The 24,485-nt window shown below is 71.6% G+C and carries 24 protein-coding genes; 13 read left to right on the forward strand and 11 right to left on the reverse strand.

The window, feature by feature from the left end; genetic code table 11:
- Window positions 1-73 precede the first annotated feature (73 nt).
- Genes ACIBBB_RS23905 through ACIBBB_RS23915 form a run of 3 tightly spaced genes read left to right on the forward strand, consistent with a single transcriptional unit; the run spans window position 74 to window position 3,039 of the window.
- A complete protein-coding gene (locus ACIBBB_RS23905) occupies window positions 74-892 on the forward strand; it encodes a TetR/AcrR family transcriptional regulator (protein ID WP_398985181.1) in 819 nt (272 codons plus the stop codon).
- A 16-nt stretch (window positions 893-908) separates the two neighbouring features.
- A complete protein-coding gene (locus ACIBBB_RS23910) occupies window positions 909-2,480 on the forward strand; it encodes a carboxylesterase/lipase family protein (RefSeq protein ID WP_398985183.1) in 1,572 nt (523 codons plus the stop codon).
- A gap of 25 nt (window positions 2,481-2,505) precedes the next feature.
- The gene (locus tag ACIBBB_RS23915; protein WP_398985185.1) at window positions 2,506-3,039 is read left to right on the forward strand and encodes a GNAT family N-acetyltransferase; all 534 of its coding nucleotides are present in this window, start codon (window positions 2,506-2,508) and stop codon (window positions 3,037-3,039) included.
- Here ACIBBB_RS23915 and ACIBBB_RS23920 read toward each other — a convergent pair.
- Entirely contained in the window at window positions 3,020-4,441 is a 1,422-nt protein-coding gene (locus ACIBBB_RS23920) for an MFS transporter (RefSeq protein WP_398985570.1), read from the reverse strand. The genes ACIBBB_RS23915 and ACIBBB_RS23920 overlap by 20 nt on opposite strands.
- 260 nt (window positions 4,442-4,701) lie before the next feature.
- Here ACIBBB_RS23920 and ACIBBB_RS23925 point away from each other — a divergent pair, with 260 nt between their 5' ends.
- Genes ACIBBB_RS23925 through ACIBBB_RS23935 form a run of 3 tightly spaced genes read left to right on the forward strand, consistent with a single transcriptional unit; the run spans window position 4,702 to window position 8,065 of the window.
- Window positions 4,702-5,190: a MarR family winged helix-turn-helix transcriptional regulator gene (locus ACIBBB_RS23925; protein WP_398985188.1), complete on the forward strand. Its 489-nt coding sequence runs from the start codon at window positions 4,702-4,704 to the stop codon at window positions 5,188-5,190.
- Between the two features lie 45 nt (window positions 5,191-5,235).
- A complete protein-coding gene (locus ACIBBB_RS23930; protein WP_398985190.1) occupies window positions 5,236-5,889 on the forward strand; it encodes a TetR/AcrR family transcriptional regulator in 654 nt (217 codons plus the stop codon).
- A gap of 43 nt (window positions 5,890-5,932) precedes the next feature.
- Window positions 5,933-8,065 (forward strand): HelD family protein, encoded by a 2,133-nt coding sequence (locus ACIBBB_RS23935; protein ID WP_398985192.1) that lies wholly within the window; start codon window positions 5,933-5,935, stop codon window positions 8,063-8,065.
- A gap of 50 nt (window positions 8,066-8,115) precedes the next feature.
- Here the strand turns inward: ACIBBB_RS23935 and ACIBBB_RS23940 are convergent, their stop codons facing one another.
- Window positions 8,116-9,015, reverse strand: a complete 900-nt coding sequence (locus ACIBBB_RS23940; protein ID WP_398985572.1) for an aminoglycoside phosphotransferase family protein — start codon at window positions 9,013-9,015, stop codon at window positions 8,116-8,118.
- Window positions 9,015-9,452, reverse strand: coding sequence for a cytidine deaminase family protein (locus ACIBBB_RS23945; RefSeq protein WP_398985194.1), 438 nt, complete (start codon window positions 9,450-9,452; stop codon window positions 9,015-9,017). Before ACIBBB_RS23945 ends, ACIBBB_RS23940 begins: the two co-directional genes overlap by 1 nt.
- A 263-nt stretch (window positions 9,453-9,715) precedes the next feature.
- On the opposite strand from ACIBBB_RS23945, the gene ACIBBB_RS23950 reads away from it, so the two are divergent.
- Complete coding sequence (locus ACIBBB_RS23950) at window positions 9,716-10,207, forward strand: GNAT family N-acetyltransferase (RefSeq protein ID WP_398985196.1); 492 nt, start codon at window positions 9,716-9,718, stop codon at window positions 10,205-10,207.
- On the opposite strand, the gene ACIBBB_RS23955 is transcribed toward ACIBBB_RS23950, so the two are convergent.
- Complete coding sequence (locus ACIBBB_RS23955; RefSeq protein WP_398985198.1) at window positions 10,186-10,920, reverse strand: GNAT family N-acetyltransferase; 735 nt, start codon at window positions 10,918-10,920, stop codon at window positions 10,186-10,188. The genes ACIBBB_RS23950 and ACIBBB_RS23955 overlap by 22 nt on opposite strands.
- Before the next feature lie 290 nt (window positions 10,921-11,210).
- Between ACIBBB_RS23955 and ACIBBB_RS23960 the strand changes: the two genes are divergently transcribed.
- Complete coding sequence (locus ACIBBB_RS23960; protein WP_398985200.1) at window positions 11,211-12,413, forward strand: epoxide hydrolase family protein; 1,203 nt, start codon at window positions 11,211-11,213, stop codon at window positions 12,411-12,413.
- A gap of 112 nt (window positions 12,414-12,525) precedes the next feature.
- The gene (locus tag ACIBBB_RS23965) at window positions 12,526-13,269 is read left to right on the forward strand and encodes a formylglycine-generating enzyme family protein (protein WP_398985201.1); all 744 of its coding nucleotides are present in this window, start codon (window positions 12,526-12,528) and stop codon (window positions 13,267-13,269) included.
- Window positions 13,270-13,370: 101 nt separating this feature from the next.
- Here the strand turns inward: ACIBBB_RS23965 and ACIBBB_RS23970 are convergent, their stop codons facing one another.
- Window positions 13,371-14,504, reverse strand: a complete 1,134-nt coding sequence (locus ACIBBB_RS23970) for a DUF4037 domain-containing protein (RefSeq protein ID WP_398985203.1) — start codon at window positions 14,502-14,504, stop codon at window positions 13,371-13,373.
- A 207-nt stretch (window positions 14,505-14,711) separates the two neighbouring features.
- Between ACIBBB_RS23970 and ACIBBB_RS23975 the strand changes: the two genes are divergently transcribed.
- The gene (locus tag ACIBBB_RS23975; RefSeq protein ID WP_398985205.1) at window positions 14,712-15,593 is read left to right on the forward strand and encodes a slipin family protein; all 882 of its coding nucleotides are present in this window, start codon (window positions 14,712-14,714) and stop codon (window positions 15,591-15,593) included.
- Between the two features lie 240 nt (window positions 15,594-15,833).
- Here the strand turns inward: ACIBBB_RS23975 and ACIBBB_RS23980 are convergent, their stop codons facing one another.
- The 3 genes from ACIBBB_RS23980 to ACIBBB_RS23990 form a co-directional block, all read right to left on the reverse strand.
- Window positions 15,834-17,033 (reverse strand): AAA family ATPase, encoded by a 1,200-nt coding sequence (locus ACIBBB_RS23980; protein ID WP_398985207.1) that lies wholly within the window; start codon window positions 17,031-17,033, stop codon window positions 15,834-15,836.
- 60 nt (window positions 17,034-17,093) lie between these two features.
- On the reverse strand, window positions 17,094-17,954 hold the full coding sequence (locus tag ACIBBB_RS23985; protein WP_398985209.1) for a class I SAM-dependent methyltransferase: 861 nt from the start codon (window positions 17,952-17,954) through the stop codon (window positions 17,094-17,096).
- A 111-nt stretch (window positions 17,955-18,065) separates the two neighbouring features.
- Window positions 18,066-18,680: a helix-turn-helix domain-containing protein gene (locus ACIBBB_RS23990; RefSeq protein WP_398985211.1), complete on the reverse strand. Its 615-nt coding sequence runs from the start codon at window positions 18,678-18,680 to the stop codon at window positions 18,066-18,068.
- Between the two features lie 220 nt (window positions 18,681-18,900).
- Between ACIBBB_RS23990 and ACIBBB_RS23995 the strand changes: the two genes are divergently transcribed.
- The 3 genes from ACIBBB_RS23995 (at window position 18,901) to ACIBBB_RS24005 (ending at window position 20,520) form a co-directional block, all read left to right on the forward strand.
- The gene (locus ACIBBB_RS23995) at window positions 18,901-19,377 is read left to right on the forward strand and encodes a helix-turn-helix domain-containing protein (RefSeq protein ID WP_398985213.1); all 477 of its coding nucleotides are present in this window, start codon (window positions 18,901-18,903) and stop codon (window positions 19,375-19,377) included.
- Between the two features lie 17 nt (window positions 19,378-19,394).
- Window positions 19,395-20,054 carry a hypothetical protein gene (locus ACIBBB_RS24000; RefSeq protein ID WP_398985216.1) on the forward strand — a complete coding sequence of 220 codons (660 nt, stop codon included), beginning with the start codon at window positions 19,395-19,397 and terminating at the stop codon, window positions 20,052-20,054.
- 118 nt (window positions 20,055-20,172) lie between these two features.
- Window positions 20,173-20,520, forward strand: coding sequence for a DUF2516 family protein (locus ACIBBB_RS24005; RefSeq protein ID WP_398985574.1), 348 nt, complete (start codon window positions 20,173-20,175; stop codon window positions 20,518-20,520).
- 59 nt (window positions 20,521-20,579) lie between these two features.
- On the opposite strand, the gene ACIBBB_RS24010 is transcribed toward ACIBBB_RS24005, so the two are convergent.
- From ACIBBB_RS24010 to ACIBBB_RS24020, 3 genes are all read right to left on the reverse strand, one after another.
- A complete protein-coding gene (locus tag ACIBBB_RS24010; RefSeq protein ID WP_398985218.1) occupies window positions 20,580-21,872 on the reverse strand; it encodes a PP2C family protein-serine/threonine phosphatase in 1,293 nt (430 codons plus the stop codon).
- 235 nt (window positions 21,873-22,107) lie between these two features.
- Window positions 22,108-23,265, reverse strand: coding sequence for a C40 family peptidase (locus ACIBBB_RS24015; RefSeq protein WP_398985221.1), 1,158 nt, complete (start codon window positions 23,263-23,265; stop codon window positions 22,108-22,110).
- A 203-nt stretch (window positions 23,266-23,468) separates the two neighbouring features.
- The gene (locus ACIBBB_RS24020; protein WP_398985223.1) at window positions 23,469-24,386 is read right to left on the reverse strand and encodes a class I SAM-dependent methyltransferase; all 918 of its coding nucleotides are present in this window, start codon (window positions 24,384-24,386) and stop codon (window positions 23,469-23,471) included.
- Between the last annotated feature and the right edge of the window lie 99 nt (window positions 24,387-24,485).

The raw sequence follows: 24,485 nt of genomic DNA on the forward strand, positions 1-24,485 counted from the left end.
ACGTTTGATGTGTAAGGGTTACGCATAACTAGGATGGCGTCAAGCGTGGACAGGCGGAGGCGGAGGCGGAGACGTGACGGACGAGAACGGCGACGGTGACGGCGACAGCGTGGGAGACACCGGTCTGCCGGCCAGCATCGAGGCCGCCTGGGGCCTGCGCGAACGCCCCACCAAGGGCCGCAAGCCCGGCCTCACCCTGAAGCGGATCGTCGACACGGCCGTCACCGTCGCCACGACCGAGGGACTGCCCGCCGTCTCGATGGGCCGGATCGCCAAGAAGCTCGGCGTCTCGCCGATGTCGCTCTACCGGTACGTGGCGGCCAAGGACGAGCTGTACGTGCTGATGCAGGAGGCGATCATCGGCGACCCGCCGGCGCCTCCCGCGCCCGGCACCGACTGGCGTACGGCGATGGCGGAATGGGCGTGGGCGATGCGCCGGATCTTCTACGAGAACCTGTGGGCGCTCCGTATCCCCGTCTCCAGCCCGCCCGCCACGCCCCGGATGGTGGCCTGGTGGGAGTCGGGGCTGGTGGCGCTGGAGGGGACGCGGCTCGACTGGGGCGAGAAGCTGTCCGTGATCCTGATGGTCAACGGCTATGTACGGCACGAGGCGACGCTCATGGCCGACCTGGCGGCAGCCGTGACGGCGAGCGGCAGACCGGCGGACGTCGTGCTCGCCGGGTACGGGCGCACGATCCAGAAGCTGGCCGACCCCGCGCGCTACCCGTCCGTCGCGGAGATGCTGGCCTCCGGGGTGATGGAGATCCCGGACGAACCGGAGAGCCCGGACCACGAGTTCACCTTCGGACTCGAACGCGTCCTGGACGGCATCGAGGTGCTGGTACGGGAGCGCGGCGGGGACAGTGGCGTGGGCGGGGCGGACACGGCCTAGGGCCTACAGTGCGGGCGTGGATCTCTTTCTGACGGTGAACGGGCAGGTACGGGGGCGTCGGAGCGCCTCCGATGTCGTCGCGGTGCTCGGTATCCCGTACGCCGCACCGCCGTTCGGGGCCAACCGCTTCAAGGCCCCCCGGCCCGCGCCCGCGTGGCAGGGCGTGCGGGAGTGCGTCGCCTTCGGACCGATCTCCCCGCAGTCGGCGGAGCTTCCGGGTGCGCCCACGTGGTCACCCGGCGACGAGGACGTACTCAACCTCAACGTCTGGACGGACGGGAACGCGGCGGGACGGCGGCCCGTGCTCGTCTGGATCCACGGCGGCGCGTACACCTTCGGCTCGTCGGCCCAGCCCGACTTCGACGGTACGGCGCTGGTCCGCGCCGGGCTGCTCGTCGTGACCCTCAACTACCGGATCGGCTTCGAGGGGTTCGGCCATGTCCCGGATCCCGCCTGCCCCGACAACCGTGGTCTGCTCGACCAGATCGCCGCCCTGGAGTGGGTGCGCGACAACATCGCGGCCTTCGGGGGCGACCCCGCCAACGTCACCGTCGCCGGGCAGTCGGCGGGAGCCGCGTCCGCCGCGTGCCTCACGGTGATGGAGCGGGCGCGCGGACTGTTCCACCGCGCCATCGCCCACAGCGTGGTCGGCCCGGTCTTCTCCCCTCGACTCGCCGCCGACACCACGCGCCTGGTGGCGGACGCCGCCGGAGTCCCGGCCACGGCGCGGGGGTTGACGGCGGCCTCCCCGTACGACCTGGTCCACGCCTCCGACCAGGTCGTCGCCCGGCTGCGCGAGGACCCGGTGGCGGGGGCCCGCCACTACGACCCGGTGCTGTACGGCCCGGTCGCCGACGGCGACGTGCTGCCCGCCGACCCCCTCGCCGTCGACGCGGCGGCCCGCGCCGACGTCTGCCTCCTCGTCTGCCACACGACGGAGGAGTACTGGCTGATGGACGCGGTCGGCAGCAGCAAGAAGATCACGACGGACGATCAACTCGACGCGTTCGCAAGGGACTTCGGGCTGCCCGACGATCTCGTACCGGCCTATCGGGCGCTGATGCCCGACGCCCCGGTGCTCGACGTGTTTCTCGCGATCCACGGCGACATGTCCTTCGCCGAGTACAGCAGCCGCCTCGCCGAGCGGCACGCCCGCGCGGGCCGCGGGACGTATCTCTCCCGCTTCGCCAGGCGGCGCGTCACCGAGAGCGGAGTCGTACACGCCTGGCACTGCGCCGACGTCCCCTTCGTCTTCGGCACCCTCGACGTCCCCGAACTCGCCTTCCTCATCGGCGGCCCGCCGTCGGCCGAGGACCACGAACTGTCGCGTCGCATGATCCGGGCGTGGGCGGACTTCGCCGCGACGGGGGATCCGGGCTGGCAGCCGCTGGACTCGGCCGGCGAGGCGGAGACCGCGCGGGCCGAGACCGTACGGATCTGGACGACGGGAGCCACGGGCGGCGGAGGCCCCCGCGGCGGAGGCCCCCGTGACGGCGGTACGCACGACGGCGGTACGCACGACGGCGGTACGCACGACGCCTACCGCGCCGCCTGGCGTGCCGTCGACTACGCCGTCGTGCACCCCTGACCACCACCCCTGAGAGGATGGGCGCATGACCGAGATCCGCACGCCCCGCCTCCTCCTCCGCCGCTGGACCGACGACGACCTCGCCGCCATGGCGGAGATCAACTCGGACCCGCAGGTCATGCGCTGGATCGGCGACGGCTCGGTCCGAGACCTGGACGAGACGGCCGAGGACATCGAGCGCTGGGAGGAGGAGTGGGACGAGGAGGGCTTCGGGCTCTTCGCCGTCGAACTGCTCGCCTCGGGCGAACTGATCGGCGTCGTGGGCCTCTCCGTACCCGGGTATCTGCCGGAGGTGCTGCCCGACGTGGAGATCGGCTGGCGGCTCGGCGCGCAGTTCTGGGGCCAGGGTTACGCCTCCGAGGCCGCCCAGGCGGTGCTGGAGTTCGCCCTCCAGGACCGGGGCCTGGAGCGGGTCGTCGCCGTGAACCGGATGGGCAACGACGAGTCCGAGAACGTGCTCCGCAAGCTGGACATGGTCCTCGACCGGGAGACGAAGCACCCGCGGTACGGCTTCGCGCTGAACATCCACAGCATCGACCTCACCGAGTACGAGGCCTGACCACCGCGTACGCCACCACGAACGCGGTCACGAGCAGTCCGGCCCCGACGCCGAAGGCCAGGTGGTAGCCGGCGGTCAGCGCCTCGGCCTCGCTCGCGCCGTCCGTCAGCAGGCGCTCGCTCCGCGAGGCGGCCAGCGTCGACAGGACGGCGACGCCCACCGCCATCCCGATCTGCTGCGTCGTGTTGAAGAGCCCGGAGGCGAGCCCCGCGTCCTCTTCCCCCGCGTCGGACATACCGAGCGACGTCAGCGCCGGAAGGGCCAGCCCGAACCCGGCGGCGAGAAGCATCAGGGGCAGTACGTCGGTCGCGTAGTCCGCGTCGGCGGGTATCCGGGTGAGCAGTACGAGAAGCGTGATCAGCGGCAGGAGGCCGGTCAGCAGGACGTTGCGCTCGCCGAAGCGGGCGTTCAGCCGGGCGGAGACGCCCAGTGACACGGCGCCGATGACGATCGCGGCGGGCAGCATCGCGAGGCCCGTCTCGCCTGCGCTGTAGCCGAGCACCCGCTGGAGGTGCAGCGCCAGGATGATCTGGAACGAGAACAGCGCGGCGACCATCAGCATCTGGACGGCGTTGGCTCCGACGACTGCGCGCGAACGGAAGATCCGCAGGGGCATGAGCGGGCTCGCGGCGGTCGCCTGGCGGGCGACGAACGCGCCGGTCAGGGCGACCGCGAGGGCTCCGAGACCCAGGGTGTGCGCCGAAACCCAGCCGTACTGCTCGACCTTGACGACGGTGTAGATGCCCAGCATCAGACCGGCCGTGATGAGCAGCGCGCCGATGACGTCGGCGCCGGCGGCGAGGCCGCGTGTGACCGTGCTCGTGCCCTTGCCCGTTCCGGTGCGCTTGCCGGTGCTCGTGCCGATGCCGGTGCCGACGTCGGTGCGTCTGTCGCCGGGCAGGACGCGGGCGGCGAGCGCGAGGGCGGCGAGCCCGATCGGCAGGTTGATGAAGAAGATCCAGTGCCAGCTCATCGCGTCGGTGAGAAGCCCGCCCGCCACTTGGCCGATGGACGCCCCGGCCGCGCCGGTGAAACTGAAGACGGCGATGGCCTTGGCCCGTTCCACCGGCTCGGTGAAGAGCGTGATGAGGATGCCGAGGCTGACCGCCGCCGCCATCGCGCTGCCGACGCCTTGCAGGAAGCGCGCCCCGATCAGTACGGCGGGGGAGGTCGCGAGACCCGCCAGGAGCGAGGCGGCGGTGAACACACCCGTACCCGCGAGGAACACGCGCTTGCGCCCCAGCAGGTCGCCGAGCCGCCCGGCGAGGAGCAGCAGGCTGCCGAACGCGATCAAGTACGCGTTCACGACCCAGCTCAGTCCGGCGGGGGTGAAGCCGAGGTCGTCCTGGATGGCGGGCATCGCGACGGTGACGATGGAGCCGTCGAGAACGATCATCAGCATGCCGGACGCGAGGACGCCGAGGGCGAGCGCGCGGGCGCGGGAGGAGAGGGGCGGGGGAGGGGGCGGCGTGCCGATGCGGATGCCTGTGCCTGTTTCCGCGGCGGTGGCTGACTCGGACATGGGTCTCTCCTGTCGATGGATCGCCTCGATGGCGACAGGAAAGACCTTAGCGGATAGTCCCGTTGCAGACTATCTCTCTCGGATTCTGATTGGAGTCTTCCGGATAATCCGTCACAGACCGAATTGTTACGCTGGTGAGCATGACCGCCATGACGCCCACCCGCACGGAACCGGACCTCTCCTACCTCCTCGACCACACCAGCCACGTCCTGCGCACCCGCATGTCGGCCGCGCTCGCCGAGATCGGGCTCACCGCGCGTATGCACTGCGTCCTCGTGCACGCCCTGGAGGAGGAGCGCACCCAGATCCAGCTCGCCGAGATCGGCGACATGGACAAGACCACGATGGTCGTCACGGTGGACGCCCTGGAGAAGGCCGGGCTCGCCGAGCGCAAGCCGTCGAGCACGGACCGGCGCGCGCGGATCATCGCGGTCACGGACGGGGGCGCCCGGCTCGCCGTACGGAGCCAGGAGATCGTCGACGACGTGCACCGGCAGGCGCTGGAGGGGTTCTCCGACGCCGACCGCGAGACCTTCCTGCGGTTCATGAACGGCCTGGCCGAAGGAGAGCTGGCGGTCCCGGCCGAGACCCCGGCGGCGGCGCGGCGGGCGCGCCAGCGCGAGAAGTAGCCGACGGGAGCCGGCGCTCCGGCCCGCTGCGTACTCTTCATCCCCATGAGCGAGACGACGGAGGGCGGCGCGGACGGTCTGCGCGAGCGCAAGAAGCGGCAGACGTACGAGCGCCTGTCCGAAACGGCGATCGGGCTCTTCATGGCGAGGGGTTTCGAGAAGGTGTCGGTGGCCGAGGTCGCCGCCGCCGCCGAGGTCTCGAAGCCGACGCTCTTCCGCTACTTCCCCACCAAGGAGGACCTGGTCCTGCACCGCTTCGCCGACCACGAGGACGAGGCGGCGCGCGTGGTGACCGGTGTACGCGGGGCGGGCTCCGCGCTGGACGCGCTGCACGCGCACTTCGCCGACGGGCTGGCCCGCCGGGACCCGGTGACCGGGCTCAACGACGATCCGAGTGTGCTGGCCTTCCATGGTCTGCTGTACGGGACTCCGTCGCTGGTCGCGCGGGCGTACGCGTACCAGGGCCGGTCGGAGGCCGCGCTGGCCGGTGCGTTGGCCGGTGCGCTGGATGGCGCGTTGGCGGGGGTGGCCGCGCGGCTCGCGGCCGGGCAGATCGTCGCCGTGCAGCGGGTGCTCGCCGAGCAGAACTGGCGGCGGATCGCGGCCGGCGAGAGCGCCGGCCAGGTGTACGCGGACGCGGTGGTGGCGGCGGAGCTGGGGTTCGGTCAGCTGCGGGACGGACTCGTGCCCAGCAACTGATTCTCGGTATCAAACTTTACTCGGTTGCGTTATTCTCGATGGAATGACGTCACTCGACCATGGGCTGAGCCATGCGCTCGGCGAAGAGCGGACCTACCACGACATCTGCCGTACGGCCCTGAAGAGCATGATCGACGGAGCCGGCGAACGGGTCGCCACCGGCGCGGACGTCTCCGCCTCAGGGGCGGACGCGGAAGTTCTCGGCCACCAGTTCCGCAGCCACGCCAAGGAGTTGGCCGAACTACCGGAAGGCCCGCTGTTCTTCGGGCGGCTGGACTTCGGGACGGAGGATGGCGGCGGCGCTCATGGCGGCGCTCACGGTGGCGCTCACGGTGGCGGTCATGGCGGCGCTCACGGTGGCGGCGGGGGCCACGGCGCCGGCGATCACGCCGGGCAGAGCTACCACATCGGCCGTATCCGCGTCAGCGAACACCCCGCGTCCCCGCCCCTCGTGATCGACTGGCGCGCCCCCGTCTCGCGGGCGTTCTACCAGGCCCGCGCCGCCGACCCGCAGGGCGTCGCCGTCCGGCGCCGGTTCGGCTGGGCGCCGTGGAGCAAAGGGCTGTCGGAGGACCTGACGGGCCTGGAGGACGAAGTCCTCCGGCAGGCGGGGCCCGGCACCGTACGCGGAAACGCGGCCCCCGGCGCGATCCTCGCCGGTGAGATCGAGCGCCCCCGCGTCGGCCCGATGCGCGACATCGTCGCCACCATCCAGCCCGAGCAGGACGATCTCGTACGCGACGAGGTCGCCGTGTCCGTCTGCGTCCAGGGCGCCCCCGGCACCGGCAAGACCGCTGTCGGCCTCCACCGCGCCGCGTACCTCCTCTACACCCACCCCGACCGGATCAAGCGCGGCGGACTGCTCATCCTCGGGCCGAACCGCACCTTCCTCTCCTACATCGCCGAGGTGCTGCCCTCCCTCGGCGAGACGGGTGTCCGCCAGTCCACGATCGAGGACGAGGTCGCCCGCCACCCGGTCCGGGCCGAGGACGACGCCGCCACCGCCCTCGTCAAACACGACGTGCGGATGGCGGCCGTGCTGCGCCGCGCGCTGTACGGGCGGGTGCGTACTCCCGTCAACTCCCTTGAGGTGCCCGACGGTTCGTACCGATGGCGGGTGCCGGCGGCGGAGCTGGCGCGGATCGTCGCGGACGTACGGGAGGAGGCTCCGCCGTACGCGATCGGCCGTGAGCGCGTCCGCACCCGCGCCGTACAGCTGATCCAGCGGCAGGCCGAACGGCGCTCGGGGGTGACGAACAACGCCTGGTTCCAGAAGATCTCCCGCGCCCGGCCGGTGTCCGCCTTCGTGGACGAGGTCTGGCCGAAGGTGAGCCCGGAGGAGGTCGTCGCGGAGCTTCTGTCCGATCCGGCCGGTCCGGCCGACGGCATCCTCGACGCGGACGAGCGGCGCGCGCTGGCGTGGGCCCGGCGCCGTTCCGCGCGTACGGCCCCGTGGTCGGCGGCCGATCTGCTCCTCCTGGACGAGGTGGCCGGGCTTCTCGAACGCCGGGAGAGCTACGGCCACATCGTGGTGGACGAGGCCCAGGACCTCTCCCCGATGCAGTGCCGCGCCATCGCCCGCCGTGCCGGATTCGGCTCGCTGACCGTACTCGGCGATCTGGCGCAGGGCACCACCCCGTGGGCCGCCCGCGGCTGGCGGGAGCACCTCGCGCAGCTGGGCGCGCCCGATGCCCCGGTGGCTCAACTGACCGTCGGATTCCGCGTCCCGGGCGCGATCGTGGCGCTGACGAACCGGCTGCTCGGCACCCTGGGGGTCGACGTCCAGCCCGCCACGTCCCTGCGCGCGGACGGCGACCTGCGGATCGAGAAGGTGCGGGATCCGGCGGGGATGGGCGCGGCCGTGGTCGGCGCGGTCCGTGCGGCGCTGCCGTACGAGGGGTCGGTCGCCGTCATCGCCGCCGACACCGACACGGCGCGCCTGCGCGAGGCGCTGACCGGGGCGGGGCTGGCACCCGGGCTCCCCGGCGAACTGGGCGCCCGCGTCACGCTGTTGCCCGCATCGCTCGCCAAGGGCCTCGAATACGACCACGTCGTGGCCGTCGAACCGGCCACGATCGCGGCATCGGAACGACGCGGCGCGCACCGGCTGTACGTGGTGCTGACGAGGGCCGTGTCCCGGCTGCATGTCCTGCACAGCGCCGAACTGCCGTTCTGAGCGCCTCCCCCCAGGGCCCCGGCGGGCCTCCCTCCCCGGCCCCGACCGCCCTACTCCCGGCGGCGGTCGCGGTGGTCGGCCAGCACCTCACGGATCACATGGCGTGCGTTGGCCGCCATCGACGGGTTCGTGTGCAGGTAGTACGGGAGCTGGATCAGCGCCATCGACAGGGCCCGGCCGCGACCCCGCGCCCACGTCGCGTCGTCGGCGTCCAGGGCGGTGCGGAAGCCGTCCCGTACACCGGCCGGGAGAAGGTTCCAGGCGGGGATCAGGTCGGAGGCGGGGTCGCCCACCCCCGTCGTGCCGAAGTCGATGACGCCGCTGAGCCGTCCGGCGTCGACCAGCAGATTGCCCGGCATCAGGTCGGAGTGGACCCAGACGGGCGGGCCGTCCCAGTCGGGTGCGCGCAGGTCGGCGTCCCACGCCGCCGTCGCCGTGTCGGTGTCGACGATCCCGCCCAGTTCGCGCAGCTCGGAGAGGGCGGCGCGGGTCGGGTCGTCGTCCTCGGACAGCGGCCCGCTCCGATAGGCGCGCGGCGCGTCCGTGATGTCGAGCCGGCGCAGTGCGGTGACGAAGCCGGCCAGGTCCGTCGCCAGCGGCCCGGGTGCGGCGAGCCGGCCGGTCTCCGGGTGCGGCCCGTCGAGCCAGCGGTTGACCGACCAGGGCCAGGGGTAGCCCTCGGCGGGGGTGCCCAGGCCGAGGACGGTGGGGATGGGCACCGGCAAGTGCGGGGCGAGCCACGGCAGCCACTGGTGCTCCTTCGCGATGTCGGCCACGCCGCCCTCGATACGGGGGAGCCGTACGGCCATCTCGTCGCCGAGCCGGTACACGGCGTTGACGGTGCCGCCGGAGGGGAAGTGCTCGACGGAGAGCCCTGCCCAGTGCGGGAACTGTGCGGCGAGCAGCCGGCGCACGAGGTCCACGTCGGTCGGCACCTCGTCGGCGTGCATCATGCGGGATCCTCTGTCTCGGAGCTCGGAGAGTTGTTCTCGGCGACCTCGTACGCGTACGGCAGCAGTTCCCGTACCGGCACGGTCCGGGGACCGTCCTCCGTCGGCACGACCACCTCGACCCGCGGAAAGTAGTCCAGCAGCACCTGTCGGCAGCGCCCGCAGGGCGGCAGCACGCCCCGCCCGTCGCTCCCGACGGCCACGACGGTGACCAGGTCGTACGCGCCGACGGCCGCCGCCGCGCCGATGGTGACCAGCTCGGCGCAGGGGCCACCGGTGAAGTGGTACACGTTCAGACCGGTGACGATCCGGCCGTCACGGTCACGGGCGGCGCAGGCCACGGTGTGGTCGTCGCCCTTGGCACGGGCCACGACGAGCCGGGTCGCCGCGTCGACGAGTTCTTGGTCGACCAGGTCATGATCGAGGTCTGCTGTCACGCGACGGAACGGTACTCGTGGCCGACCGGGCGGCCCTCCGAAATACGGCGTCCGAATCCGCGTCGATCCCGCGTCGATCCCGCCCCGACCCCGCCCCGACCCCGCGCCGAACCCGTGTCGTACGTGGGACGAACTCACGTCGTACGAACGGTGTACACCGGCGGTACGCTGGCGCCGGCCGACCGGCACACCCCCCTTGACGTGGCATATACCGGGAGAAATTCCTGGCCATGACCGGGTCCTGTCCGGGTAGCGTGCCGAACATGGCCGACATGCAGCTGCTCCGTCTCGACCACGCTCCCGCACTGCTCGCGTTCGAGCAGGAGAACCGGGCCTACTTCGCCGCGTCGATTCCCGACCGGGGTGACTCGTACTTCTCCGCCTTCGCCGAGCGGCACGGCGATCTGCTCACCGAGCAGGCCGCCGGCCTGCTCTTCTTCCATGTGCTGGTGAGCGACGCCGGCCCGAAGAAGGAGATAGTCGGGCGCGTCAACCTCGTCGACGTGAAGGACGGCTCCGCCGAGCTCGGATACCGGATCGCGGAGAAGGCGGCGGGCAAGGGACTGGCGACGGACGCGGTGCGGCGGATCTGCGTGCTGGCGGCCGAGACGTACGGGCTGACCGCGCTGCGCGCCAGGACGACCCTCGACAACCCCGCCTCGCGCGCCGTACTGACACGTACGGGATTCGTGCCCACCGGCGACATCGACATCAGCGGCAGCCCGGGAACGAGCTACATCCGCACACTGAGCTGAGCGCCCAGCTCCCGGAAGCCGAGGCCCGCCGCCACCCGCCGCGAGGCGTACGGCCGGGCCCGCCACTGCGGCAGCAGACCGGCGTCGAGCGCGTGCGACACCGCGGCCGACGCCACGAGCCGGGCCAGCCCCCGGCGGCGCCGGTGCGGGGCTACGAGGACGCACATATGGGCGACCGACCGCGGCCAGGCCACATAACCGGCCGCCGCCACCACGTCCCCGCCGTCGCGCAGCAGGAACGCGGGTGAGGTGATCTCCGCCAGCCCGCTCTCGTCCGCGTCGGCCGCCCCGACGGTGGCCAGCAGCGCGGCCGGTGCCGAGTCGTCGTTCGCCACCCGCTCATGAGGCGCGGGCACGAACGCGTCCCGGCCCCGCTCCAGGTAGCAGAGCGCGGCGGGCCCCAGCACGTCGACCACCGGGGCCGTACCGCTCAGCGTCTCGCGGAGCCGGGCCGGGTCGACCAGTTCCTCGCACGACAGCTTCCCCGCCGCGTCGCGCATCGCCTCGGCGCCCCGCGCGTCGGGCGCGGTGACGACGGCGGTGTCGCCGATCCGTACGACCCCGGCCCACCCCGGCGGACAGAGGAGCGAGCCGGGCGCGACCACGACACCGGCGGGGGAGGCGAACTCGACTTGGAAACCGGCGAGTTCGGTCCAGAGCGCGCGTGCGCGGGTCACGGTCGATGTGGCGGGGGCGGGCTCGTGGTGGTCCATGCGGCGACGGTAGGACGGAACGCGCGCGTGCCGCGACCGACTTTGCCCAGGTTCACCGCCGCACGTCGTGCTGAATATTCGCGACGCGCTCAGCGGCGCCGGAACCAGGGCCTGTCCGGCGGATCTTCGTGGGCCCGGGACGCTGGCACGGCACCTCGCTTCGTTGTCTTCAGTCGTTCAAGTACGGCCGGTCCATCCACAAGGACGATCCTCCGCCTTGCGATGCACCGCACCAGCCGCCCCGGGCTGATCCACGAAGATCCACCGGAACGGCCCTAGCATGCGCGGCTATGAGCACCGACCAACCCGCCGGCCCGTCCCCTGTCCACCCGTACCGCGTCGACATCCCTCAGGGCGACCTGGACGATCTTCACGACCGGCTCGACCGCACCCGCTGGCCCGACGAACTGCCGGGCGCGGGCTGGGATTACGGCATCCCGGGCGACCATCTCCGCGCGCTGGCGCACCACTGGCGGCACACGTACGACTGGCGGGCGGCCGAGGCCGAGCTGAACCGGTGGCCGCAGTTCACCACCACCGTCGACGGCGCGCGCATCCACTTCGCGCACATCCGGTCCCCGGAGCCGGACGCGACGCCGCTGATCATGACGCATGGCTGGCCGGGCTCGATCGTCGAGTTCACCGACGTGGCCGGCCCGCTCACCGACCCCCGCGCGCACGGCGGCGACCCGGCCGACGCCTTCCACCTGGTACTGCCGGGCATCCCCGGCTTCGGTCTCTCGGGCCCCACGCGGGAGAAGGGCTGGGAGTACCGGCGGGTGGCCGCCGCGTTCGCCGTACTGATGGAGCGGCTGGGCTACGAGCGGTACGGCACCCAGGGCGGTGACTGGGGAGCGGCCATCTCCCGCGAGCTGGGCCGTATCCGGCCCGGCCGGGTCGTCGGCGTACACCTCAATCTGCTGCCGGGCGGCGGCGCGACGCATGAGCCGACCGAGACCGAACTGGCGGCGCTGAGCCCGCAGGAGCGCCGGCGTACGCGGGAATCCTGGGAGCGGGGGCGGGAGTTCGCCCGCGATCGCCAGGGGTACGCCGACATCCAGGCGACGCGCCCGCAGACGCTGGCGTACGGTCTGAACGACTCGCCCGTCGGCCAACTGGCCTGGATCGCCGAGAAGTTCCACGAGTGGACCGATACGACGGACGGCCGCCCCTACGGCGCCGTCGACCGCGACCGGCTGCTCACGAACGTGATGCTGTACTGGCTGACCGGCACGGCCGGCTCGTCCGCCCGCATCTACTACGAGCGGGCCCACGCGGACTACTGGACTTCACCGCCCGAGCCGTCCCCGGTCCCAACCGCGCTGGCCGACTTCCCGCACGACAACTTCATCCCCCTGCGCCACATCGCGGACCGCACGAACAACATCACGCGCTGGACCTCGTACGACAGGGGCGGCCACTTCCCGGCCCTGGAGGTCCCGGACCTGCTGGTGGCCGACGTACGGGCCTTCTTCGGCACGCTCCGGGACTGAGCTGCCCGCCGTCTGGTCCCAAGGTCCTTGTCGTCGTAGGTCCAACGCCCGATGAGTGGTGCGGGCATTGGGGTGATCATGGGAGCACGTCGAGCGGGTGGTGGAGGCGGCGATGCCGGTGGAACAGGTGGACTGGGTCGAGATCCCGGCCGGGGTGCTGCTGCGGGGGACACCCGTCGACGAGGTGGCGGAGGTGGCGCGCCGCTACGCCGACACCGGGGTGCCGGTGGAGTGGTACGCGAAGGAAGCCCCGCGTACGGAGATCCACGTCCCGGCCTTCCGGATCGCCCGCACCCACGTCACCGTCGGACAGTGGTCGCTCTTCGCGCGGGCCACCGGCAGGACTTCACCGCGGGCGCCGGTGAACCATCCGGTCATCGGTGTCACCTGGGACGAGGCGGTGGCCTACTGCCGGTGGCTCGGTGAGCGGCTCGGGAGGGTTGAGGTGCGGCTGCCCACCGAGGACGAATGGGAGCGTGCGGCGCGCGGTGACGACGGGCGGGAGTTCCCGTGGGGTGAGAAGTACCGCACCGGTCTGGCCAATCTGGTGGACCTCGGTGTCGGCACCACGACGCCGGTCGGCTCGTTCCCGGAAGGCGCGAGCCCCTTCGGCCTGTGGGACATGGCCGGGAACGCCGACGAGTGGACGTCCACCCTCTACGCCCCCTACCCGGGCGCACCCGACGACGTGCCCCGTACCGAGGACTGGGCCTTCGACCCGCACATCACCCGGGGCGGCGCGTTCCGGCACGACCGGGACCTGGCCCGCTGCGCCCGCCGGCACGGCGCCTACGAAAAGGACCTGGCGGCGATCGGCGTCGGCTTCCGCCTGGCGGCCCCGGCGACGGCCGACTGACGCCGACCCCGCCGGGGAGCCGGGTCGTGCGCGGCTTCTACGCCGGCGCGCCCGGAGCCGGGAACGCCGTCGTCAAGGAGATCGCGTGAGGTCGGGCCCGGCTACGTCGCCGGGTCGGCCGGCTCGGTGGCGCGTGCGAGCGCGTCGACCGTGGCGCGCCTCGGCCCGTTCAGCCCGAGGAAGTCCGTGCTGTCGGCCCACTGATCCACCCCGCCCGTCAGGGGCAGCCCCCGCAGCTCGCGATCGGTGACGGTCGCCGCGAGGGCCTTGGCGAAGCGTTCGGCGTACAGCACCTGGAAGGGCCTGTCGTGGTACGGCCGGCACGTCGGGTCCACCGGCTCCGCGAGCCCCGACGCGTTCTGGAGCGCGGCCACGCACTCGTACGCGTCACAGAGATGCCGCTCCCGCTCCGCGTACTCCGTCGCGGCCGGCGCGCCCGCCAGCGACGGCGTCAGCTCGTCGGCGATCGCGAGCCGCCCGAAGGCGGTGCCGAGCCACTTGCCGTACGGGGCGTACGTCCGCCCCAGCAGCAGGCACAGCCGCATCAGATCGCGCACCAGCCGCCCCGCCACGACCGCCGACCCGAGCGTGTCCCCCACCTCCGCGCAACGTCCGACGAACGCCTCCTCCTGGGAGATCCGCTGCCACTGGCAGGCCAGCAGGTAGCGCCACACCTGGTCGGGGTACCACACCAGCCGGGCCCGCGCCGCGTCGAGCGTGCCGAGTCCGTCGTGGAACACCGCGCCGCCGGTGACCTCCGCCAGCCGCTGCTGGGGCATCGCGAGCCAGTCGCGGACCGTGGGCTCCGTGGCCACGCCGAGCTGCGTCCGCAACCAGCCGCCGACGTCGTCGACCGAGACCCGGTGGTCGACCGCACCGTCCGTCAACTCCATCTGCCCGACGGGGGCTTCGGGGTCGTGGTGCCTGAAGTGCGTGGGCCAGCCGCGTACGTGCTTCGGCAGCCGTTCCGCGAGCAGCCGGCGCAGCTCCGCCCCGTGCTCGGCGGCCTCGTCCGGCGCGAGGAAGAGGTTCAGCCGCGGCCCCCACTCGTGGTCGGCGGACCGGGGGGTGTCGAACCCGAGCACCTCGGACCCGGAGCCGACCCGCGCGGCGGCGTACGGCAGCCCCGGGTACGCGCGGTCGAGGACGGGCCGGACCGCTTCCTCGTACAGGATCCGGGACAGGTCGAGACCGGGGATGAAGCCGGGGACGGGGTGGGGGCGGTGGCTGTTCACGGGCTCAATGTGCCGGAGGAGGGAGGACGTGGCCACGTATATATGCCGCGGCCGAAGGCTGTCCCCGGGCCCGCCCCCGTCCGCCCGCCCTGGTGAACGGCTCGCCGGGGCTGGTGATGGCGCCGGGGGGCCGGAGAGGGTGACCGGGGGGTCATTACGGGCATATCGTAGTGAGTGAGACCTCGGTTCCGCCGTCGGGAGGTCACCATGGTCGAGGGACTGGTCATAGCGGTCATAGCGATCATTTGCGTGTGCGGGATCTGCGTGATGGCGGCGGCCCGGGTCGTCAAGCAGTACGAGCGCGGCGTGGTCTTCCGCCTCGGCCGACTGCGAGAGGGCATCCGAAAGCCCGGATTCACGCTGATCGTTCCGTTCGTGGACAGGCTGCACAAGATCAACATGCAGATCGTGACGATGCCCGTCCCCGCGCAGGACGGCATCACACGCGACAACGTGACCGTGCGTGTGGACGCGGTCATCTACTTCAAGGTGGTCGACGCGGCGGACGCGCTGATCCGGGTCGAGGACTACCGGTTCGCGGTCTCACAGATGGCGCAGACGTCGCTGCGGTCGATCATCGGCAAGAGCGACCTGGACGATCTGCTCTCGAACCGCGAGAAGCTCAACCAGGGCCTGGAGCTGATGATCGACAGCCCGTCGGTGGGCTGGGGCGTGCAGATCGACCGGGTCGAGATCAAGGACGTGTCGTTGCCGGAGACCATGAAGCGGTCGATGGCACGCCAGGCCGAGGCGGACCGTGAGCGCCGCGCCCGGGTGATCAACGCGGACGCGGAGCTCCAGGCGTCGAAGAAGCTCTCGGAGGCGGCCCAGGAGATGGCCGGGCAGCCTGCCGCCCTTCAACTGCGGCTGCTGCAGACGGTGGTGGCTGTCGCCGCCGAGAAGAACTCCACGCTCGTTCTGCCCTTCCCGGTCGAACTGCTCCGCTTCCTGGAGCGCGCCACACCCGCCGAGAAGGAGCAGGCTGTACGGGCGGTGTCGGGCGCCGTGGAGAGGGCGCCGACTCCCGGAGCGAAGGAAGACAAGAGGGAGGGCGAGGAGAGCACGGAGGACGAGGAGCGCACGAAGTAGGAGGAGCGCACGGAGGACGAGAAGCAGGAACGGCGGACGCAGGAGCGGCCGTGGCGGTCATCTGGAACGGACACGCGTCTGCGGCAGCCGTGAGCCGCGCCGGAGGCGGGGCGTCCGCGGTGGGATGACGGGTCAGATCACCCGGAAGAGGTCGTCGCCGAGTGTGACGCCGACGAGTTCACCGGTGGCGTTCTCCACCTTGCGGGCGCGCTCGCCACCGGCCCCCGGCCGTACCGGCGTTCAGAGCTGGGCCTGAACCATGCTCGCGTCCAGGTCCAGCGCCTCGGTGAGAACGCGGGCGCGGACGGCACGCTGACGGCCGGTGACCCGGTCGATGGCGGCGGTGGAGCGCCCGGCGCCCGCCGCCTCCTCGCGCAGTTTCTCCAGCCGCTTCCCCGCCGTGGCGAGTTGGTTGTGGGCCTTCTTGATGACCCAGTCGCTCAGCGCCTCGCGCGACTGCCCGGCCATGGCGTCGAGTTGGGCCTCCAACTCCTCGATGGCGTCGGCCAGATCGAGCGCTTCTTTGGCGTCGGGGTTGACCAGTTGGAGCACTTCGCGTTCGACAGTGGGGCGTTCGGCGGGAGAGTTCCACAGCACATGGGTCAGGACGGAGAGGTCGCTCTCGGCGACCGCCGGGCGGCCGTCGAGATACGCGGACGCCTGGAGCAGGCCCACCGCCTGCCGCCAGCGGCGGTCGGAGGCGACGAGTTCCTTGCGGCGCAGGGCGGCCCGCAACGTACACACCGCGTCCACGATCACGTCGGGGACGTCCACGGCCGGGACGGCTTCGGCCACGGCCTGCCGCAACGCGCCCAGTTCGACCGTGGTCCGGGTCGGTGCCTCCGCCCGGCCGACGGCGGAACGGACGAGCGCGGCGAAGTTCGAGGGGTCCGCGAGGTACCCGACCTCGATCCGTACGAGCAGGCGGTCGTAGATCGCGGCCGTACCGTCTCCGTCGGGCAGTTCGTTGCTCGCCGTGATCGCCCCGATGAGCGGGCAGCGGATCGGCTCGCCGCCGCTCTCGGGGTGGTAGATCCGCTCGTTGAGGTAGCCCAGCGTCTCGTTCAGCGCCGCCGTCGAGCACTTGAATATCTCGTCGATGAACGCGACATGAGCGGTCGTGGCGCGGCCCTCGTACACCTGGCGGTACTCGCCCCGGGCCAGCGCGGCGACGTCGATCGGCCCGAACATCCTTGTCGGTGCGGTGAACTTCGACAGGAGGATCTCCCAGTAGGCCGCCCCCTCGATCCGGCCCGTGAGGTCCCGGGCCATCTCGGACTTCGCCGTTCCGGGCGGGCCCAGCACCAACGAGTGCTGCCCGGCCAGCAGCGTCGTCACCAGCGTCCGTACCACGTCGGTCCGCTCGTGGAAACGGTCCGACAGCTCGTCGCAGATCACCCGCAGTCTCTTGGCGGTGTCCTGTGCGTCCTCTCCGGCCACCCTCGACTCCCTTGCCCATGACGCCGACGACGAAGTGACAAAGTAGCTGAAGGTCGCTTTTCAGGTGCGGCGTGCGGCCCACACCGTGCGCTCGGTGCGGACCGTCAGGTCCTCGCGGCGCAGGATGCTGTGGGGGCTGCCGGTGTCGAGCAGCAGGTCGAGCGCGGCGAGGTCTTCCGCTGCCAGCTCCTCACCGACGCCGCCGCGCATACGGGTCAGGCTGGTGAGCGCGTAACGGCCGACGGCCTCGGTGTGGGGCGGGCCCAGGTTGACGGTGACGGTGCGTTCGCCCTCGACGGTGAAGTCGGCGGCGGTCAGCTTGGACCCCCAGTCGGCGCCGCGGTGGGGCAGGTGCTCGGCGTGGTGGCGGTCGACCGCGGCGTGACAGCGTTCTTCGAGACCGGGACGGTCCGCCGGGGCGTCCTCGGGCAGGAAGCGCGGGAAGCCGGCCAGCTCGACGACGGCGAACAGCCCGTCGGGCGCGAGCGTGTCGTGGACCTGGCGCAGGGTGCGGTCGGGGTCGGCCATGTGGTGCATGGAGGCCGACGCCCAGACCAGTTCGGGTGTGCGCAGCTCGGGCCAGGCACCGTCGAGGTCGGCCTGAACGGTGCGTACCCGATCGGCGAGACCGGCCGCGTCGGCCTTGTGCCGCAGGCGCTGGAGGTGGCCGGCCGAGGAGTCGACGGCGGTGACGTCGGCCTTCGGGAAGCGCCGGAGCAGTGCGAGGGTGCCGGCGCCGGTTCCGCAGCCCAGATCCACGATGTGCCGGGGGTTCGCCTCGACGGGGAGCCAGGCGGTGATGGAGGCGATGTGTTCGGCGAGTACCTCGGCGTCCAGGTCGAGGATCTCCGACTGGTCGTCGGGGTTGTGGTCCGCTCCGTGGGCCGGCTCGTGGGCCGCGTGTGAGGAGGTGTCTGTCATGGCGCCCACGCTATGGGGATCATGAGCGTGCGGCCCGGTCGCTCTCCGGAAGAGCAAGAGGGTGGTGCCTGGCCTGCTCGCCGCGCAAGAAACCGGTGTACGGGCCTGGGCTCAACGCGACGGGCTCTTTTCGCCGCCGGTCCCGCCGCCGGTCCCGTTGCCGTCGTCGCCGCGTTGATGGCCACGGCGCGCGTCGCGGTCGAAGATGCCGAGGATGTCGCACGGTCCGCCCTCGGCGCCGAGGGCGTGCGGGAGCATCGTGGGGAACTCGGCGGCCTGGTTCGTCTCCACGCGGAAGCGCCGGTTGCCCAGGAGCAGGACGGCCGTGCCGGAGAGGACGACGAACCATTCGCGGCCCGGGTGGGCGCGCATGCGGGAGGGGCCCTCGGGCGGCGGGTTCGTCAGGCGCTGCCGTACGACGGTCATGCCCGGGTCCGCCCGGACCGGCCAGCGCATCTGCTGATGCGCCGCGTCGATCGTCGGGCTGGAGATGACGTCGTCCGCGGCCGTCTCGACGAGTTGGTCGAGCGTGGTGTCCAGAGCGCGGGCGAGGGTGACGAGCTGATCGAGGGCGAGGCGGCGCTGACCGTTCTCGATCCGGCTCAGCGTGGAGGGGCTGAGCCGGGCGCGCCCGGCCAACTCGTCGAGGGACCAGCCCTGCGCCACGCGCAGAGCGCGGATCCGTTTGCGTACCAGGCTGTCGAGACCGCCATCGTCTTGCGTCATAGGCAACACTCTATGCCTCATGCGCCGGTCGTCGGCGGGGCCGTTCTCCCAAGACGTCTGCCAGTCTCCACGGCATGATCGATGCCTCGAACGACTGCCTGGACATCAGGGAGGCCGAACAACAACTGTCTTGCTCAGTCGCAGCCATCCCCCCGTGTTGCGTGGAACACTTTTGCAAGCGAGTGCTTGCAAAAGTTAGCAAGTGTGGCATCCTGAACTCATGGCATCACTCAACGTCGGAAATCTCGGTGAGTACCTCCGCGAGCAGCGGCGCAACGCGCAGCTGTCGTTGCGGCAGCTCTCCGAGGCCGCCGGGGTGTCCAATCCGTATCTCAGTCAGATCGAACGCGGTCTGCGCAAGCCCAGCGCGGACATCCTGCAGCAGCTCGCCAAGGCGCTGCGGATCTCCGCCGAGACGCTGTACGTGCAGGCCGGGATGCTCGATGAGCGGGAGCGCGAGGAGTTGGAGACGCGTGCCGTCATCCTCGCCGATCCGTCCATAGACGAGCGGCAGAAGCAGGTGCTCCTGCAGATCTACGAGTCCTTCCGTAAGGAGAACGGGCTCGGTACCGAGAACACGGAAGCGAAGGCGACCGCGGGACCGGCCGGTAAGGGCGCCGGTACCGGCATCGGGGACGCCGACGGGGACACGCCCGGTACCGCCGGCGGCGGTGCTGGAACCCCACCCTCACACTGATCCGGAGGACCACAGTCATGGCGATCGCCGATGACCTGCGCAAGACGTTCAGCGACCCGACCCCCCTCTACTTCGCGGCCGGTACGGCGGATCTCGCCGTCGAGCAGGCCAAGAAGGTTCCCGGGCTGATCGATCAGCTGCGAGCCGAGGCCCCGGGCCGTATCGACGCGGTGCGCAACGCCGACCCCAAGCGCGTCCAGGACAAGGTCGCGTCGCAGGCGAAGGAAGCGCAGACGACCGTCCAGTCCAAGGTCACCGAGGTGCTCGGGTCACTGGACACCGACCTGAAGAAGCTCGGCGAGACCGCTCAGGACCTGGCGCTGCGGAGCGTCGGGGTGGCCGCGGAGTACGCGGTCAAGGCCCGTGAGACGTACGAGAAGGTCGCCGAGCGTGGCGAGCAGTCCGTACGGACCTGGCGCGGCGAGGCCGCGGACGGTGTGGCGGAGATCGCCGTCGCCGTCGAGCCCCAGTCCGCGTCGAAGCAGGGGACCCGGCCCGCGCCCGCCAAGCCCGCTCCGGCGAAGCCCGCGCCCGCCAAGCCCGCGGTCAAGAGCGAGACCAAGGCCAAGCCGGAGGCCAAGGCCACCGGTACGAAGCCCGCCGCGCGGAAGACCACCGGCGCCGCCCGCAAGCCGGCCGCCCCCGCGAAGAAGGCCACACCTCCCGCGGGCAAGTAGGCGAACACTCGCCAAGCGGACAGCGATATGGACGGACCGGGCACCACAGGGGTGTCCGGTCCGTTGTACGGGTACCTTGGCGGCACATGATGGGGAACAGAAAGGGGCGGTGGGCGACGTGTTGATGGCCGGCTTCGACGGGCTCGTGGCGCTGTTGAGTATCCCGCTGACCGTGTTCGGCTGCTTCGCGCTGGTCGACGCGTTCATCCGGCGTGAGGACGCCTTCCGCGCCGCGGACAAGCAGACAAAGCCGTTCTGGCTGATCATTCTCTCGATCGCCCTCGTGGTGAGCCTGATCTTCCCGATCCTCAGCTTCCTGCCGATCATCGGGCTGATCGCGGTCATCGTGTACTTCGTCGATGTGCGCCCCGCGATCAAGCAGGTTGGCGGCGGCGGCGGGGGCGGCGGCCGGCGTGGCGGCTCCAGCAGCGACGGGCCGTACGGGCCGTACAACGGCGGTCGCTGAGTCAGGGGGCCGGGCAGCCGGCGGGCAGCCCGTCCGACGGGACGGCGCGACCGTCCCGCTCAGACCGTGACCGCCGCCGTGCCCGGCACCTGCTCGGCCGCACGCTCGCGGTCCAGCAGCAGTACGGCCACGTCATCGGTCAGCTCGCCGCCGTTCAGCTCCCGCACCTGAGCCACCGCGGCCTCCAGCAGTTCTTCGCCGCTCAGGCCCCGCGCCAGCTGGGCGGTGATCATCTCGACCATGCCGTCCTGCCCGAGCCGCTGCTTCGTACCCGCCCCGACACGGCCCTCTATCAGCCCGTCGGTGTACATCATCAGGCTCCACGCCTCGCCCAGTTCGACCTCGCGGCGCTGCCAGTGGGCGCGCGGGAGCAGGCCGAGCGCGGGGCCGCCCTCGTCGTACGGCAGCAGCTCCGGCGCCCGCCCGTCGCGGACCACCAGCGGTGACGGATGGCCCGCCAGGCAGAGCCCCGCCCGCCGTCCGTCCGGCGCGATGTCGACTGTGCAGAGCGTCGCGAAGATCTCCTCGCTCTCCCGCTCGTGCTCCAGGACCTTCTGGAGCGTGGTGAGCAGTACGTCCCCGCTGAGCCCCGCGAAGGTCAGCGCCCGCCAGGCGATCCGGAGCTCCACGCCCAGCGCGGCCTCGTCCGGGCCGTGGCCGCAGACGTCGCCGATCATCACGTGGACCGTGCCGTCGGGTGTACGGACCGTGTCGTAGAAGTCGCCGCCGAGCAGCGCACGGGAGCGGCCGGGGCGGTATCTGGAGGCGAACCGCAGATTCGAGCCCTGGAGGAGCGGCGTGGGCAGCAGACCGCGCTCCAGCCGGGCGTTCTCCTGTGCCCGCAGCCGGGACTCGGTGAGCTGGCGCTGAGCGACGTCCGCGCGCTTGCGTTCGACGGCGTAGCGGATGGCGCGGCTGAGCAGCCGACTGTCGAGCTCGTCCCGGAAGAGATAGTCCTGCGCGCCCACACGCACCGCCGCCGCGGCGCGCTCGCTGTCACCCTCCGCGGCCAGCGCGAGAACGGCGTGGCGGGGCGCGAGCCGCAGCACATGCTTGAGCGGCGCGAGGTCGTCCAGGTCGTCGTCGCCCCGGCCCGGCAGGGCGAGATCGACGAGGATGCACTGGATGTCGTCGGTGAGCAGCCGCTCGGCCTCGGTGAGGTTGCGCGCGGTGCGGATACGGACCCGGGTGCCGGCCGCGTCGGGAAGTTCCGGTGCGCTGAAGGTGCCCGCGGGATCGTCCTCGATCACGAGGAGCGTGAGGTCGCCCCCTCCGCCGGAGGTCTCCGGGGCGGGCGCACTCTCGACTGTCGAGCCGGTGCGCTGTCGCGGCACCGGTACAGGTACGGCCATCGGTCTGTGAGTCCTTCCCTCCCCCCGAGGGCACGCTGGAGCGACGATCGACGCCCCACCGACCGGGACCCTAGCGGTAGCCGGCGTCCGAAAGGAATGGCGTACGGAACGCCGTACGGAGAAGATCCCGCGCCATAAGCCGCTTCCCACCACGCATCCGGCACGATCGGCCCGCTCGGAGGGCCCGAAACGTCCATGACAAACATCACGTGGGAGGCGAGGCGGGAGGAGCTTCCTACTTGTCCGGCCTCACGACCCCGAGAATCAGCATCGAGCCCGCTCCCGTCAGCGTCACCTGCCGGCCCGGCCGCGGCGCGTGGACGATCGAGCCGTCGCCCACGTACATGCCCACATGGCTCGCGTCCCCGTGGTAGATGATCAGATCGCCCGGCCGCATGTCCGCGATCGGGACGCGGGGGAGCAGCCGCCACTGCTCCTGCGAGGTGCGCGGGATGATCTTGCCGGCCGCCTTCCACGCCTCGGAGGTCAGCCCCGAGCAGTCGAACGACGACGGGCCCTCGGCGCCCCACACGTACGGCTTGCCGATCTGCGCCGTCGCGTACGCGATCGCCGCCTTGCCCTGGGCGCTCGCCTTGCCGTTGATGTCCTTGAGCTCGCCCGAACCCAGCCAGGCCGTCTGAGCCTTGGCAGCTTCCTGCTGCTCCAGCATCAGCAGACGGTCGCGCTCCTCCTTCTCCAGCCCCGCCTCGATCTTCTTGGCGGCCTTTATCTGCCGGCTGATCTCCTTCTTCGCCTTCGCCTGCCTGACCCGGTTCGCTTCGAGCTTGGTCCACTCGACGCCGGCCCTTTTCGTATACGCCGTCAAGTCGTCCTGCGCCTTGGTCATTTGACCGAGGAGGTCCTTCGTCGCCTTCTGGCCCCGCTGGACCCGGCCGGCCCCGTCCAGGAAGAGCTGCGGGTCGTCGGTGAGCAACAGCTGGGCCTCGGGCGGCAGTCCGCCCGCGCGGTACTGGGCGCGGGCCGCCGCGCCCGCCTGGCGCTTGAGCTTGTCGATCCGGACCTGGCCGTTGACCATCTGGGAGGCCAGCCTGACCAGTTCGGCCGACTGGTTGTCGGCGCGCGCCTCGGCGAGGTTGTACGCGTCGGTGGCCGAGGCTGCCTTGCCGTACAGCCCCTCGATCTTCCTGCGCGTCTCCTCGAGCTTCGAGTCGTCCGCGCCGGTCACCTCGTCGTCCGCTCCCGGCGGCAGGGACCGGTCGAACGGCCGGGGTGCGACCGGCGGATCACTCGGCGAGACGGGGACAGCGGGGACAGCGGGTGATGCCGGGGACGCCGGTGCCGCGTACGCCTGGTTCAGCAACGCCGGTGACGTGAGCACCGACAGAGCGCAGACGACGGTGATCGCGGCTGTGACACAGCGGCGTCGGTTCACGAGCTCCCCTCCGGACAACTGTCGACAACTCCTGGAACCTGTACGGCCGGGTACAGCTGACTCATACGTCTGATACTTACATCTGACTTACTGTCAGTAGCTGTTCTCCGCCGACGTGATCGTGCCATGCCGATCCCCGGAACGACAGAGGGCACTGCCGGTCGACGGTCGCATCTACCCGTCAGGGACGAACAACCCGCCGCTCACGTTCCCTTGAACGCATCCGTTTCGCCAGAGTTCGGCTTCAGCGCCGCCCATTCCACCGTTACTTCACCCTGCCGCCATCTGCTCCGCCCGCCCCCCGCCGCCGGGCCGGCCAGCGGCCAGTCCGCCGACAGATCCTCCACGGCCCTGATCCATCTCTGCCGCGCGCCGAGCGAGGCGTACGGGGCCGCCGCCGCCCACGCCCGGTCGAAGTCCCGCAGGAACGCGTGCACCGGTTCCCCCGGCACATTGCGGTGGATCAGCGCCTTCGGCAGTCGCTCCGCCAGGTCCGAAGGACGGTCCAGCGAGCCGAGCCGGGTCGCGAAGGTGACCGTGCGCGGACCCTCCTTACCGAGGGCGACCCAGACATGGCGCCGCCCGATCTCGTCGCACGTTCCCTCCACCAGCAGTCCGCCGGGCGCGAGCCGCGCGCGGAGCCGGGTCCAGACCTCCGCGACCTCGCTCTCCTCGTACTGCCGAAGGACGTTCGCCGCCCGGATCAGCAGCGGACCGCGGACAGCGCCACCGGGCTGTGCGGCGCCCGGCTGTGCCGCACCCGGCTGTGCGCCACCCGCCTGTGCGACGTCCGGCAGCGGGATCTCGAAGCCGCCGTGCACGAAGCTGAGCCCGTCCTCCTCATAAGGAAGCGCCGCCGCGACCCGCGCGGGATCGATCTCGACGCCCACCACCTCGGTACGCGGCTCGGTCGCCCGCAGCCGCCGCAGCAGCTCGACGGCGGTCCACGGCGCGGCGCCGTATCCGAGGTCGACGGCTACGGGGTCGGCCGAGCGGCGCAGCACGGGCCCGTGCACGGCGGCGATCCAGCGGTCCATGCGGCGCAGCCGGTTCGGATTGGTCGTGCCGCGCGTGACCGTGCCCACGGGTCGGCGGGGAGAGGGGGGCTGGCGCGCGGGCATGCGCGTGAGCCTAGCCACCTGACGAGACGCCCGACTCCACACGCGGTACGCGCGACCTCCGCCGATGGTTGAGCGACCGACCTTAACGATTCGGCAAAG

The sequence above is a fragment of the Streptomyces sp. NPDC051217 genome (genome assembly GCF_044455465.1).
Lineage (GTDB): Bacteria > Actinomycetota > Actinomycetes > Streptomycetales > Streptomycetaceae > Streptomyces.

Bases quoted from the DNA above. Each gene is read 5' to 3' on its own strand.
- ACIBBB_RS23995 (WP_398985213.1), top strand. From the start codon at position 18,901: ATGGCATCACTCAACGTCGGAAATCTCGGTGAGTACCTCCGCGAGCAG.
- ACIBBB_RS23990 (WP_398985211.1), bottom strand. From the start codon at position 18,680: ATGACGCAAGACGATGGCGGTCTCGACAGCCTGGTACGCAAACGGATC.
- ACIBBB_RS24000 (WP_398985216.1), top strand. From the start codon at position 19,395: ATGGCGATCGCCGATGACCTGCGCAAGACGTTCAGCGACCCGACCCCC.
- ACIBBB_RS23935 (WP_398985192.1), top strand. From the start codon at position 5,933: ATGACGTCACTCGACCATGGGCTGAGCCATGCGCTCGGCGAAGAGCGG.
- ACIBBB_RS24010 (WP_398985218.1), bottom strand. From the start codon at position 21,872: ATGGCCGTACCTGTACCGGTGCCGCGACAGCGCACCGGCTCGACAGTC.
- ACIBBB_RS23955 (WP_398985198.1), bottom strand. From the start codon at position 10,920: ATGGACCACCACGAGCCCGCCCCCGCCACATCGACCGTGACCCGCGCA.
- ACIBBB_RS23960 (WP_398985200.1), top strand. From the start codon at position 11,211: ATGAGCACCGACCAACCCGCCGGCCCGTCCCCTGTCCACCCGTACCGC.
- ACIBBB_RS23975 (WP_398985205.1), top strand. From the start codon at position 14,712: ATGGTCGAGGGACTGGTCATAGCGGTCATAGCGATCATTTGCGTGTGC.
- ACIBBB_RS23925 (WP_398985188.1), top strand. From the start codon at position 4,702: ATGACCGCCATGACGCCCACCCGCACGGAACCGGACCTCTCCTACCTC.
- ACIBBB_RS23965 (WP_398985201.1), top strand. From the start codon at position 12,526: ATGCCGGTGGAACAGGTGGACTGGGTCGAGATCCCGGCCGGGGTGCTG.
- ACIBBB_RS24020 (WP_398985223.1), bottom strand. From the start codon at position 24,386: ATGCCCGCGCGCCAGCCCCCCTCTCCCCGCCGACCCGTGGGCACGGTC.
- ACIBBB_RS23985 (WP_398985209.1), bottom strand. From the start codon at position 17,954: ATGACAGACACCTCCTCACACGCGGCCCACGAGCCGGCCCACGGAGCG.
- ACIBBB_RS23915 (WP_398985185.1), top strand. From the start codon at position 2,506: ATGACCGAGATCCGCACGCCCCGCCTCCTCCTCCGCCGCTGGACCGAC.
- ACIBBB_RS23930 (WP_398985190.1), top strand. From the start codon at position 5,236: ATGAGCGAGACGACGGAGGGCGGCGCGGACGGTCTGCGCGAGCGCAAG.
- ACIBBB_RS23950 (WP_398985196.1), top strand. From the start codon at position 9,716: ATGGCCGACATGCAGCTGCTCCGTCTCGACCACGCTCCCGCACTGCTC.
- ACIBBB_RS23920 (WP_398985570.1), bottom strand. From the start codon at position 4,441: ATGCTGATGATCGTTCTCGACGGCTCCATCGTCACCGTCGCGATGCCC.
- ACIBBB_RS23940 (WP_398985572.1), bottom strand. From the start codon at position 9,015: ATGCACGCCGACGAGGTGCCGACCGACGTGGACCTCGTGCGCCGGCTG.